Source organism: Variovorax sp. BGA-UO-ETr-C22 (assembly GCF_059567965.1).
Genome location: NZ_JCAQPA010000007.1, coordinates 398518 through 410859 on the forward strand (window position 1 = coordinate 398518; position 12342 = coordinate 410859).

The following is a 12342-nucleotide window of genomic DNA, read 5'->3' on the forward strand; positions in this document are numbered from 1 at the left end:
ACATGCGCCCCTCCCCTACATGACAAACGAGAACGAAAAAAGGGTCATGCCCCCCGCTCTTTCCCGGTCAGAACGCGTAGCTCAGCGTCGCCACCGCGTTGCGCGGCGTGCCGAAGTAGGCCTGCCCGTCGATGTTGCTGTAGTACTTCTTGTCGAAGAGGTTCTCGATGTTCAGCTGCAGCGCCAGCCTGGGCGTGAAGGCGTAGCGCGCCATCAGGCTCACGACCGCGCGCGAGCCCTGCTGGTAGCGCAGGTCGACATCGCCCACGCTGTACGCGTAGTAGGTGCGGTTCTGCCAGTTGACGCCGCCGCCCAGCGTGAGCCGGTGCCACGCGCCGGGCAGCCGGTAGGTGGTGAACAGCGTGGCCTGCGTGGTCGGCATGGCGGTGTTGATGCGGTTGCCGTTGCCTTCGCGGCCCAGCGTGCGCGCGATGCCCGCGTTCAGCTGCCAGCCCCGGGCCAGTTCGCCCGACACCTGCAGCTCGATGCCCTTGCTGGTCACGCCGCGCGCACCGTAGTAGGCGCCTTCGCTCGAGTTGGGCACGAGCTTCGTGCCGTCGCGCTGCGCCACGTTCTCCTGCTCGGCGCGGAAGACGGCGATGGAGGTGTTGAGCTTGCCATTCAGGTGCTCGCCCTTGAGGCCGATCTCGTAGCTCTTGCCGGTCACCGGGTCGAGGTAGGCGCCGCTGGCGTCGCGGTAGTTCTGCGGCTGGAAGATGTCGGTGTAGCTCGCGTACACCGAGTAGTTCTCGCTCAGGTCGTACACCAGGCCCGCGTAGGGCGTGAACACCTCGTGCTTGCGCGTGGCCGGTGCGTCGGCGGTCAGGCGCGTGGAACGCCAGCTGTTCTGGCGCCCGCCCACGATGAGCTTGAGCGAATCGGCCAGCGACAGGCGCGCGGCGCCGTAGTAGCCGGTCTGGCGCGTCTTGGTGATGGCCGAGACCTTCAGCGGGTCCCAGCCCGGCTCGGGGTACGACGCGGCGTTCCAGTCGTAGAAGTTGCCGGTGTCGGGCAGCGGGCTGGTGCGCGGATGGCTCGCCTCCACGTAGCGCGACTGGCTGTTGCTGACGCCCACCACGAGTTCGTGCGTGCGGCCCAGCAACTTGAACGGGCCGGTGGCCTGCAGGTCGAGGCTGTTCTGGCGGAACTGGTGCTCGAAGTAGCCGGGCAGCGAGCCCAGGCCGGTGCCGGTGAGACGGTCGAGGTCGCCGTACAGGTACAGCAGCTTGGCGTTCTGCTTGCTCTGCCGGTGCGAGCCGTTGGCCTTGAGTTTCCAGCCGTTGTCGAACTGGTGCGTGAGGTTCGCGAAGGCGGTGGTGGTGGTCGTGTCCCAGTGGGTCCACGGCGTGCCGACGGTCTTGGAGCGGTCCCAGCGCGTGGCCGTGCCGTCGCTGAAGGTCAGCGGCAGGCCGCCCCAGGTCGACGAGGTGGGCCGCGTGGCCTGCGACTCGATGCCCACGCTGAGCGTGGTGCTGGGCGTGAGGTCGGCATCGACCACGCCGTACAGCACGTGCTTGCGGCCGTGGTACATGTCGATGAAGGAGTCGCGGTCTTCCGTCATGCCGATGAGGCGGGCGCGCACGCGACCGTCTTTCGTCACCGGCGTCTGCAGGTCGACGGTGCCGCGGCGCAGGTTCCACGAACCCAGCGCGAGCGATGCGTTGCCGGCGAACACCTTGCTGTCGGCGTGCTTGCGCACCAGGTTGACCGAGGCCGAGGGGTTGCCCGCGCCGGTGAGCAGCCCCGTCGAGCCGCGCACGACCTCGATGCGGTCGTACAGCACCGGGTCGTTGGTGGAAGCGCCGAAGAAGTCGGTGGTGACCGTGGTCGGCACGCCGTCGTACTGGTAGTTGTCGATGTAGAAGCCGCGCGCGTACAGGTCGGTGCGGTCGCTGTCGGAGCTCACCGAGAACACGCCGGGCACGCTCTGCATGGCCTGGCCGAGCGACAGCAGGTTCTGGTCGTCGATCTGCTGGCGCGTGATGACGGTGACCGACTGCGGCGTCTCGCGCGGCGACAGCGCGAGCCCCGTGGCCGCCGCCGTGGCGCGCGTGGTGTAGGCGCCGGTGCCTTCGGTGGTGCCGCTGCGGTCGGCCTCGGCCGTGACGGTGACGGGCGAGAGCGTGTCGATGCCGCCCTGCCCCGCGTGCCCGGCGGTGGGCGTGCCGGCCTCGCGGCGGTTCAGCGTGTAGCTGCCGTCGGTGCGCGCCACCACCTGCAGGCCGCTGCCCGCGAGCAGGCGCTCGATGGCTTCGCGCGCGGTGTAGCGGCCCGCCACCGCGGGGCTGCTGCGCCCCTGCGTCAGCGCGGGGTCGAACGACAGCGCGATGCCGTTGCCGGCCGCGAAGGCGGCGAGCGTGCGGCCCAGCGGGCCGGCGGGAATGTCGTAGGCGCGGGACACGGCGGCGTCGAGCGAGGACGACGACGCCTGCGCGAAGGCCGGCCCTCCCGCGCCGGCCAGGCCGCCGAGGGCGAGTGCCACCAGGGCATGGCGAAGGACGGTGTTCAGGCGGCGCTCTGCGAACGGGCGCAAGGCGGACGGGCGGGATGCAGACATGGAGACGGGCCTTTCGGTTGGGCAACGGTGAGTTCTTCACCCTCCTTGCCAGCCGAAACGAAAAAAAGTCTCACCCCCGGATCGATATATTTTTCGAAGCGCCCGTCGCGCGCTCTTCGGGTGCCGCACGCGGCACCAGCGTGACCCAGTAGCCGCGCAGGCGCGTGGCCGCATCCACCGGATAGGTCGACACCAGCATGCGCAGCACGCCGTCGGTGTCGGCCAGCGGAAAGGCGCCCGAGACACGCAGCTCGGCCACCGCCGCGTCGCACTGCAGCAGGCCGGGGCGATAGCGCGACAGCTCGGCAGCGAAGTCGGCCAGCCGCATGCCGTCGGCCAGCAACATGCCTTGGGTCCACGCCAGCACCGAGGCGTCCGTCGGGCGGAAGTCGTCGATGCCGTCGGCCGTGAAGCGGGCCTGCTGCCCCGCCGGCAGCACGCGCGCGGCGGCGCGCTCGGGCGTGATGCGCACCGCGCCTTCGAGCACGGCGATGTGGGTGGCGCCACCTGCTTCCTTGCGCACGCTGAAGCGCGTGCCCAGGGCCTCCAGCGTGCCGCCGGCGCTGGCCACGCGGAACGGGCGGTGCGCGGCGGCGGGGTCGGGCGCGGTGGCGATGAAGATCTCGCCCGCCTGCAGCACCACGCGGCGCTGCGTGCCGTCGAAGTGCACATCGATTGCGCTGGCGGTGTTGAGCGTGAGGCGGCTGCCGTCGGCCAGCCGCAGTTCGCGGCGCTCGCCGGTGGCGGTGCGGTGCCCGGCCATCCAGCCGCGTTCCCCCGCCATCTCGACCGCCTGCCAGCCGAGCCAGCCGGCGGGCACGGCCGCCAGCAGCGCGGCCAGCCGGCCGAGGGTGGCGCGGCGGTTGTTCGCGTTGCCGCGCGCGGGCCGCGCGAGCGAGGACATCGCCAGCGCCGGCGGCAGGCCGCCGAGCTTGTTCATCAGCTGCTCGGCGCGCGCCCAAGCGCGGGCGTGGTCGGGGTGGCTCTGCCGCCAGCGCTCGCAGGCGCGGCGGTCTTCGTCGGTGACGGCGCTGTCGTGCAGCCGCATCAGCCATTCGGCCGCTTCGTCGAGCACGCGCGGGGCGAGCGTCGATGTCTCGAAATTCATGGCGCTCATCAGAATGCCTTCGTGCTTCGCACTTCGGCGCGCGCTTGCTTGGGGCGGCCCGGCGCGGCGCTCATGCCATCACCGCCAAGCACCCCCGGAAGCCCTGCTGCATGTAGCGCTTGACCGTGACGAGCGACACGCCCAGCTCGCGCGCGATGTCCTCGTACTTCATGCCGTCGAGCTGCGACAGCAGGAAGGCCCGGCGCGCGAGCGGCTTGAGGGCGTCGAGCATGGCGTCGATCTCGTGCAGCGTCTGCAGGATCACCAGCCGCTGCTCGGGCGACGGCGCCTCGGGCTCGGGCATGACGGCCAGCGCCTCGAGGTAGGCCCGCTCCAGCGCCTGGCGCTGGTACCAGTTCACGAGGATGTTCTTGGCCACGCTCGTGAGGTAGGCGCGCGGCTGCACGATGACCTCGGGGTTGCGCGCCGTCAGCAGCCGCGCGAAGGTGTCCTGCGCCAGGTCGGCCGCGTCACACGAATTGCCGAGCTTCTTGCGCAGCCACGACTGCAGCCAGCCGTGGTGGTCGCTGTAGAGGGTGTGGACTTGCTGGAAGGCGGCTTCGGCAGCGGACATGGCGGGCGGCACGGCGGCGGGGGCTCCGCCTACAAATAAGAATTATTCTCATTTTAAGCAAAAAGGCCGCAGTGCCGCCCTGCTCGTCCTGTCCGCACTGCGGACAGCGTGGCTCAGGCCGGCCGGGCCGCCGCGAGCGCCACCGCGTCCGCGCCCGCCGGATAGCGCAGCGTCGCATCCGAGTCGTTCGCGGCGCGCCAGACGGCCTCGGCCACGTCGGCGGCCGTGGTCACGGCCGTGGGGTTGCCCAGCGCCGCGAAGACGCCCTGCGCCAGCGGCGCGTAGTCCGGCGGGATCAGGCCCTGCATGCGCTGCGCCCCGTTCTCGGTGAACCGCGTGCCGGGCCCGTAGCCGGGCTCGACGAGCTTCACGCGCACGTCGAACGCCGCCAGCTCGAAGGCGAGCGAGGCGGTGAAGCCCTCGATCGCCGTCTTGCTCGCGGTGTACGCGGCCACCAGCGGCATCGGCGCGAGCGTGACAGTCGAGGTGACGTTGACCAGCACCCCCGAGCGCCGCGCCCGGAACTGCGGCAGCACGGCCTGCGCCATGGCCATCATGCCGAAGGTGTTGGTCTCGAACACCTCGCGCACGGTGGCCATGGGCGTGGCCTCGAAGGCGCCGAAGAGACCGACGCCGGCGTTGTTCACGAGCACGTCGATCGGGCCCGCGTTCTCGATGGCGGCGGCGATGCTGTCGGGCTGCGTCACGTCGAGCGGCAGCACGCGCAGGTTCGGCGCGTCGGGAAAGAGGTCGTCGCGCGGTGTGCGCATGGTGGCGACGACGCGCCAGCCCTGAGCGTGGAAGTGGCGGGCGGTGGCCAGGCCGTAGCCGGAGGAGCAGCCGGTGATCAGTGCGGTTTTCAATGGGGTTCCTTGGAAGTGGGTGATGAAGAGCCCCAACGATAGGGACGACCGACCGGACTTGCTACCATCGAACGTCGCCATTTCTTTTGCAAGAGTCCAGCCATGGCCGATCCCCTGGCCGAGGTCATCGCGCTGCTTCGCCCGCGTGCCGTGTATTCCAAGGTGATCGCGGGCGCCGGCGCCTGGGCCGTGCGCTACACCGCCTTCGGCCAGCCCAGCTTCTGCACGATGCTCGAGGGTGACTGCATCCTGGCAGTCGATGGGCAGCCGCCGCTGGCGCTGGCCGCCGGCGACTTCCTGCTCATGCCGGCCACGCCCGGCTTCACGCTGTCGGGACTCACGCCGGCGCCGCCGGTGTTTCTCGACCCGCATGAACAGGCGGCGCGCGAGGACGCACACAACGAGGTTCGCCACGGCGACCGGCAGGGCCCGCCCGACGTGCGCATGCTCGGCGGCTACTTCGCCTTCGATTCGCCCGACGCCGCCCTGATGGTGTCGCTGCTGCCCTCGGTGCTGCACATGCGCGGCGTCGCGCGGCTGTCGCTGCTGGTGCAGCTCGTGCGCGAAGAGTCCTTGGCGCAGCGGCCGGGGCGCGACCTCGTGCTCGGGCGGCTGGTCGAGGTGCTGCTGATCGAGGCGCTGCGCTCGGCGCCCGGCGAAGGCGCGCCGCCGGGGCTGCTGCGCGCGCTGGCGGACAGCCGACTGGCCGCCGCCGTGCGGCACATGCACGCGGACCCCGGGCGTTCATGGACGGTGGAAGAACTCGCCGGCAAGGCCGCGCTCTCGCGCTCGGCCTTCTTCGAGCGTTTCTCGCGCGCCGTGGGCGTGCCACCGATGGAATACCTGCTGGCGTGGCGCATGGCGCTCGCCAAGGACCTGCTGCGCCGCGGCGGCTGCGCGCCGGCGGAGGTGGCCGCGCGCGTCGGCTACAGCTCGGCCAGCACGTTCAGCACGGCGTTCAGCCGCCATGTGGGCCAGGCACCGGGGCGCTACGCGCGCCAGCCCTAGCAAGGACAAAGGCGGCGGCTCAGGCCGCCGTGCCTTCCTTCTCCTGCAGCAGGCGCCACATCACCTTGCCACTGCCGCTCTTGGGCAGCGCATCGACGAACTCCACCTTGCGCGGAATCTTGTAGACCGCCATGTTCTCGCGGCACCAATCGATGATCTGCTGCTCGGTCGTGTCCTTGTGCGTGGCGCGCAGCACCACCACGGCCTTGACCGATTCACCGCGGTAGTCGTCCTTGGTCGAGATGACGCAGGCCTCCTGGATCGCGGGGTGGCGGAACATCAGCAGCTCGACCTCGGCCGGCCACACCTTGAAGCCGCTCGCGTTGATCATGCGTTTGAGGCGGTCGGTGATGAAGAAGTAGCCCTCCTCGTCCATGCGGCCCATGTCGCCCGAGCGGAAGAAGCGCTTGCCCTCGAACTCGACAAAAGCGGACTTGGTGGCGTCGGGGCGCTTCCAGTAGCCCTGGAACACCTCGGGGCCGTGGATGATGATCTCGCCCGATTCGCCGATGGGCATCTCCTGCAGCGTGTCGGGGTCGACCACGCGCGCGTCGGTGCTCATGAACGGGATGCCCAGGCACTGCTGCTTGGGGTGGTCCGAGGGGTTGGTGTGCGAGGGCGCGGCGGTCTCGGTGAGGCCGTAGCCTTCCTGGTACTTCAGGCCGTACTGCTCGAACAGGCGCTGCGCCACGGCCTGCGGCATGGCGGCGCCGCCGCCGCCGATGTGGGTCATGCTCGTGAGGTCGTAGCTCGCGAAGTTGGGGCTGGCCATGAGGTCGATGACCATGGTGGGGATGTTGGTCCAGCTCGTGACCTTCCAGCGCGAGATGAGCCGGCCCGCCACGTCGCGGTCCCAGCGCGGCATGATGACCAGCGTGGCCGCCGCGAGGATCGAGGTGTGCATCATGCTCACCACGCCGGTGATGTGGAACATCGGCACCACGGCCAGCACCACCGCCTCCGACGTCGCCTGACCCCAGAGCTGGCCGGCCATCGCGTTGTGCATGAGGCTCGAATGGTGATGCACGCAGCCCTTGGGCAGGCCGGTGGTGCCGCTGGTGTAGGGCAGCAGCGCCATGTCGTTGGCGCCCACCACGTGCGCGGGCGCCGGGTGGCCGGCCGCGAGCGCGTCGGTCCACGCCATGACCTGGCCGTCGGCCAGCGCGGGCAGCGGGTGGCGCGTGCCGAGCCAGTCGGCCCAGGCCGGCGCGGGGGCGTCGTCGCCGGTCACGCCGGCATCGAAGGCGTCGGTGAACTGGCTCACGATGAGATGCGACAGGCGCTGCTCGGGCGGCAGTGCGTCGCTGGCCTTGGCCAGCTCGGCCGCGAGGTCGCCGGTGGTGATCGCCACCTTGGCGTCGGGGTCGACGATGTAGTGCTTGAGCTCTTCGGCCCGGTTCATCGGATTGACCGGCACCACGACCGCATTGGCGCGCAGGATCGCGAAATGCGCGATCACCAGCTGCGGACAGTTCTGCATGTTCAGCACCACGCGGTCGCCGCGCTGCACGCCCAGCGCATGCAGCGTGCCGGCCAGCCGCTCGACCTGGTCGGCCACGTCGCGGTAGCTCAGCACGCGGCCGAAGAAGACCAGCGCGGCCTTGTCGGGGTAGCGCGCCGCCGAGGTGGCCAGGTTGTGCCACAGCGAGGTCGCGGGGACGGTGATCGAATGCGGGAGGCGCTTGGGCCAGAACTTGTAATGCGGGCGTGGTTGCATGGTCTGTGAACAGGCGAGGAGGAAAAAGGTGAGGGGGAAAGAAAGCGGTGCGACAAAGGCGCAATGCGCCAGCCTAAGCCGCACCGGCCGCCGCTCCCATCGGGGAAGCCCCCGGGGCGTCACCTTGGCGACGCCCATTCTTCGTACGTCGGGTAGGCACAGCGCATCGGCTATCGTGCGGGCTCCGCTTCACCTGTGCCTGCCTGCCATGCCCGATCCCGCCCGCCCCACCTTGCGCCGACGCATCGCCCTCTTCGGTGCCGCACTGGCCGCCCTGGCCGCGGCGGGCTGCTCGCGGGTCCCCCGGTTCGGCATGTCGGCCCCGGCGACGGAGCAGCCGTCCAAGGAACCACCGACATGGTTCGTGGCCGACTGCTGGCTCGGGACCGAGGACGTGGTCCCGCCGCACAAGGGCAAGGCCGGCGGCTCGGCGGCCGGCACGCTGACGCTGGCCACCGGGGTGTTCGAATGGCGCGTGAACGCCGCACGCCTGAGCGGGCCGGCGACGGTCGTCGGCTTCTACGGCCCCGCCGCCACGGGCAGCAATGGCCCGCTGGCGATCCAGCTGCCGCTGCCCAGCGAGGGAGAGCCGCGCAACGACGGCGCCGGCTACGAGCGGACCGGCACAAGCCGGTTGACGCCCGCCCAGATGGCCGACCTGATGGCGGGCCTCTGGTATGTCAGCGTGTCGACGCAGGCCTGGCCGGGCGGCGAGGTCCGGGGCCAGCTCAAGCGCAGCACCTGGGGCGTGCACGGCGGCTGACGTCGGCCCCCGATGCGATGCGCTCTGCGACTACAGACAGGCGCGGATTTCGGAGCGATACCTGCGGTTCTCCCTCCGATCCACCCTCCACCTGACTGAAGGAATGTCCATGGCAGCAGACAAGCACGCAAGCGTTCACTGGGAAGGCGCCGGCAAGACCGGCAAAGGCCTGGTCAGCACCGAGACCGGCGCCCTGAAAGACTACCCCTACGGCTTCGCCAGCCGCTTCGAAGACGACCGGCGCGGCACCAACCCCGAGGAAATCGTCGGCGCAGCCCATGCGGCCTGCCTGACGATGGCCTTCGCCTTCGCGCTGGAAGCGGCGGGCCTGACCGCGACGCGCATCGACACCAAGGCCGCCGTGCGGCTGGCCAAGGACGGCGCTGGCTTCAAGATCGACCGCATCCAGCTCGAACTGGACGCGGCCGTGCCCAACCTCGACGAGGCGAAGTTCCAGGAAATCGCCGCCGCCGCGAAGGCCGGCTGCCCGCTGTCGAAGGCGCTGGCGAGCGTGCCCGAGATCACGCTGAAGGCCACGCTGGCGAGCTGACCGCGCTGCTTATGATCGTCTCCACAAAAAAGGAGACGGATCATGAGCAAGCCCACCCGGACCGCATCGGCGGTCCTTTCTTTCGCCCTCGGCACGTTCGGCGCATTCGGCACCACGGCGGCCCTGGCCGCCTACCCCGACAAGCCGATCAAGGTCGTCATCGGCTTCCCGGCCGGCGGCCCGCTCGACCAGCACGCGCGCCTGTTGACCGACAAGCTGCAGGCCGTGCTCGGCCAGCCGCTGATCGTCGACTACAAGCCCGGCGCGGGCGGCTCGGTCGGTGCCGACTTCGTCGCCAAGAGCCCGGCCGACGGCTACACGCTGGTGCTGGCCAACACCGGCGTGGCGGTGATCAACGGCGCGCTCTACAGCAAGCTGCCCTACAACACGCAGCGCGACTTCGTGCCGATCGCGCGCACCGCGATGCAGCCACTCGCGCTGCTGGTCACGCCCAAGCTGCCGGTGCAGAACCTCAAGCAGTTCATCGACTACGCCAAGGCGCGGCCGGGCCAGGTCAACTACGGCTCGGCGGGCAACGGCGGCATCAGCCACCTCGTGCCCGAGATGTTCAAGACCGCGACCGGCCTCTTCATGGTGCACATCCCCTACCGCGGCAGCGCGCCAGCCTTCACCGACCTGATGGGCGGGCAGGTGCAGTTCATGGCCGAATCGATTCCGCAGGCCGCCAACTATCACAAGCAGGGCAAGGTGCGCGCGCTGGCCGTGACCAGCCGCGAGCGCAACCCCGCGCTGCCCGACGTGCCGACCGTCATCGAGTCCGGCGTCAAGGGCTTCGAGGTGGTGGGCTTCTACGGTTTCCTGGCGCCGAAGGACACGCCCAAGGACGTGGTCGCCAAGCTCAGCGATGCGTTCAGGCAGGTGCTGACCAGCCCCGAGGTGCGCGAGCGCATGGTGAGCCAGGGCGCGGACCCGGCCTACCTGGGCAGCGAGGACTTCGCACGCTTCCTCTCGACGGAAACGCCGCGCTGGGACAAGGCGGTGAAGGCCTCGGGCGCGCGGATGGACTGAACCCCGGCCGCGCTCAGCGCGGCGTGGCCGCGTGCCGCTCCAGCTGTGCGCGGTCGAGCAACTCGATGCTGCGGTAGCGCACGCGCAGCGTGCCGTCTTCCTCCCACAGCTTCAACTGTCGGTTCACGCTCTGGCGCGACACGCCGAGCATGAACGACAGGTCTTCCTGCGACACGCCCAGCAGCGTGCCGCCCCCTTCCTCCGTCGGCGCGACCGCGCGCGCGTCCAGCGTGAGCAGCCGGTGCGCCAGCCGCACGGGCAGCGGCATCAGGATCACGTCGTCGATCCAGGCCAGCGCCTGGCGCAGCCGCAGGCACACGAGCCGGGTGAAGGCCATGTGCACGTCGGGATGGTCGGCCACCAGCCGGTGGAAGTCGGCCGCCGCGACCACGGCCATCTCGGTGGTGTCGACGGCGCAGGTGTCGTAGACGCGCTCGCGCCCCACCAGCAGCGAGACCTCGCCGAACCAGTGGCCCGGCTCGAGCATCGCGATCACCGCCTCGCGCCCGCCCGGCGCGACCACGCTCACGCGCAACGAGCCGCTGACCACGCCGAACAGCGCGTCGGGCGACGAACCCTTGTGGAACAGCGATTCGCCGCGCACCAGCGTGCGCCGGTGGGCCACCGCGAGCAGGCGCTGCTGCACGTCGTCGGCCAGCCGCATGTCGCTGTTGTGCACGGGCGAAGGCTGCGCGTCCGGCTCAGCGGGGCTGGCGCTGGAAGAAGGGGAAGAGCGTGGCATCGCGGGTTTGTCCGGGGCCTCGATTGCCAACACCGGACAGTCTGGCGTCGAGGGGCTGTCGATAGTACGCAGGCCACCCGGGTCGACGCATTCGCGGCAACCCGATGTCCCCTGTCACCCCTGTCGCATGGAGCACACCCCAATGACCACACTGACCGACCTGCAAGCCCGCCGCGAGCGCCTCGTGCTCGACCATTTCGCCGACGAGACCCGCCAGGACTTCGACGCGGTGCTCGGCACCTTCCCGCACCCGCACTACGAGCTGATTCCCAGCGGCGAGGTGCACGACGGCATCGCCGACGTGCGCCAGTACTACACCGACACGCGCCGCGCCTTCCCCGACCAGCGCCACGAGATCATCCAACTGCGCCATGCCGACGATTCGGTGATCGTGGAGTTCTGGCTGCTCGGCACGCACCGCGGCCCGCTCAAAGGCCTGCCGCCGACGGGCAACAGCTTTCGCTGCCGCATGAACGCCTTCTTCATCTTCGAGGGCGACCGGCTGGTGTGCGAGCGCGTGTACTTCGACACGCTGACGATGCTGCGCCAGCTGCTCGTGGGCGTGCCCCCGGAGATGGTGGGCGGGCTGGTCGCCGGACTGCTCGGCCAAACCGCCCCGCGGGCCGAGGCCGCCACGGCATGACCGACACGCTCGCCCGGGCGCTCGAAGGGCGCCATGCGATCGTGACCGGCGGCGCGCGCGGCATCGGCCTGGCCATCGCGCGGCGCTGCCTCGCGAACGGCGCGAGCGTCGCGCTGTGGGACGTCGAGGCCGCGACGCTGGCGGAGGCGGCGGCGCAACTGGCGCCGCTGGGCACCGTGGTCACATCGTTGGTCGACGTGCGCGACGAAGACCAGATCGCCCACGCGGCAGCGCAGTCGCAGGAGCGCTTCGGCCGCGTCGACGTCCTCGTCAACAACGCGGGCGTGCTCGGGCCGACGGTGCCCGCGTGGGAGCACACGCCCGCGCAATGGCGCCACGTGCTCGACATCAACCTCACGGGCGCCTGGCTGTGCTGCCGCGCCATCGCACCGCTGATGCTGGCGCAGCGGCGCGGGCGCATCGTCAACATCGCCTCGGTCGCGGGCAAGGAAGGCAACGGCTTCAACGCCGCCTACTCGGCCTCGAAGGCCGGGCTCATCGCACTGACCAAGTCGCTCGGCAAGGAGCTGGCCTCGTCGGGCGTGCTGGTGAACTGCATCACGCCCTCGGCGGCCGACACGGCCGTCTTCGCAGGTGTGCCCGCCGAGCATCGCGAACAGCTGCGCACCGCCCTGCTCTCGCGCGTGCCGATGGGGCGCTTTGTCGACGTCGACGAGGTGGCGGCGATGGCCGCGTGGCTGGCGTCGGACGAGTGCTCGTTCAGCACCGGGGCGGTGTTCGATATCTCCGGAGGGCGCTCGATGTACTGAGCGACGAACCCGCAAGCC

Annotated in this window: 12 protein-coding genes; 6 read left to right on the forward strand and 6 right to left on the reverse strand. The window is 70.4% G+C overall.

Going from position 1 to position 12342, the window contains the following annotated elements; translation table 11 throughout:
- Nucleotides 1-67: 67 nt before the first annotated feature.
- The 4 genes from fhuE to AC57B8_RS05800 form a co-directional block, all read right to left on the reverse strand.
- Complete coding sequence (gene fhuE / locus AC57B8_RS05785) at nucleotides 68-2557, reverse strand: ferric-rhodotorulic acid/ferric-coprogen receptor FhuE (protein ID WP_496478938.1); 2490 nt, start codon at nucleotides 2555-2557, stop codon at nucleotides 68-70.
- Nucleotides 2558-2627: 70 nt separating this feature from the next.
- Entirely contained in the window at nucleotides 2628-3674 is a 1047-nt protein-coding gene (locus AC57B8_RS05790) for a FecR domain-containing protein (protein WP_496478939.1), read from the reverse strand.
- Between the two features lie 61 nt (nucleotides 3675-3735).
- A complete protein-coding gene (locus tag AC57B8_RS05795; RefSeq protein WP_070062515.1) occupies nucleotides 3736-4239 on the reverse strand; it encodes a sigma-70 family RNA polymerase sigma factor in 504 nt (167 codons plus the stop codon).
- 113 nt (nucleotides 4240-4352) lie between these two features.
- Nucleotides 4353-5102, reverse strand: a complete 750-nt coding sequence (locus AC57B8_RS05800) for an SDR family oxidoreductase (RefSeq protein WP_496478940.1) — start codon at nucleotides 5100-5102, stop codon at nucleotides 4353-4355.
- Nucleotides 5103-5204: 102 nt separating this feature from the next.
- On the opposite strand from AC57B8_RS05800, the gene AC57B8_RS05805 reads away from it, so the two are divergent.
- Complete coding sequence (locus tag AC57B8_RS05805) at nucleotides 5205-6110, forward strand: AraC family transcriptional regulator (RefSeq protein WP_496478941.1); 906 nt, start codon at nucleotides 5205-5207, stop codon at nucleotides 6108-6110.
- 19 nt (nucleotides 6111-6129) lie between these two features.
- Here the strand turns inward: AC57B8_RS05805 and AC57B8_RS05810 are convergent, their stop codons facing one another.
- Nucleotides 6130-7827, reverse strand: coding sequence for a long-chain fatty acid--CoA ligase (locus tag AC57B8_RS05810; protein WP_062475913.1), 1698 nt, complete (start codon nucleotides 7825-7827; stop codon nucleotides 6130-6132).
- 208 nt (nucleotides 7828-8035) lie between these two features.
- Between AC57B8_RS05810 and AC57B8_RS05815 the strand changes: the two genes are divergently transcribed.
- The 3 genes from AC57B8_RS05815 to AC57B8_RS05825 all read left to right on the forward strand — a co-directional run bounded on the left by AC57B8_RS05815 (nucleotide 8036) and on the right by AC57B8_RS05825 (nucleotide 10169).
- Nucleotides 8036-8590, forward strand: coding sequence for a CHRD domain-containing protein (locus AC57B8_RS05815; protein ID WP_496478942.1), 555 nt, complete (start codon nucleotides 8036-8038; stop codon nucleotides 8588-8590).
- Between the two features lie 109 nt (nucleotides 8591-8699).
- Nucleotides 8700-9140: an OsmC family protein gene (locus AC57B8_RS05820; protein WP_062475918.1), complete on the forward strand. Its 441-nt coding sequence runs from the start codon at nucleotides 8700-8702 to the stop codon at nucleotides 9138-9140.
- Nucleotides 9141-9182: 42 nt separating this feature from the next.
- Nucleotides 9183-10169 (forward strand): Bug family tripartite tricarboxylate transporter substrate binding protein, encoded by a 987-nt coding sequence (locus tag AC57B8_RS05825; RefSeq protein ID WP_496478943.1) that lies wholly within the window; start codon nucleotides 9183-9185, stop codon nucleotides 10167-10169.
- A gap of 13 nt (nucleotides 10170-10182) precedes the next feature.
- Here the strand turns inward: AC57B8_RS05825 and AC57B8_RS05830 are convergent, their stop codons facing one another.
- Nucleotides 10183-10911, reverse strand: coding sequence for a Crp/Fnr family transcriptional regulator (locus AC57B8_RS05830; RefSeq protein ID WP_307696097.1), 729 nt, complete (start codon nucleotides 10909-10911; stop codon nucleotides 10183-10185).
- Nucleotides 10912-11053: 142 nt separating this feature from the next.
- On the opposite strand from AC57B8_RS05830, the gene AC57B8_RS05835 reads away from it, so the two are divergent.
- Nucleotides 11054-11554 carry an ester cyclase gene (locus AC57B8_RS05835; RefSeq protein WP_223301409.1) on the forward strand — a complete coding sequence of 167 codons (501 nt, stop codon included), beginning with the start codon at nucleotides 11054-11056 and terminating at the stop codon, nucleotides 11552-11554.
- The gene (locus AC57B8_RS05840) at nucleotides 11551-12324 is read left to right on the forward strand and encodes an SDR family NAD(P)-dependent oxidoreductase (protein WP_496478944.1); all 774 of its coding nucleotides are present in this window, start codon (nucleotides 11551-11553) and stop codon (nucleotides 12322-12324) included. Before AC57B8_RS05835 ends, AC57B8_RS05840 begins: the two co-directional genes overlap by 4 nt.
- The last annotated feature ends 18 nt before the right edge of the window (nucleotides 12325-12342 follow it).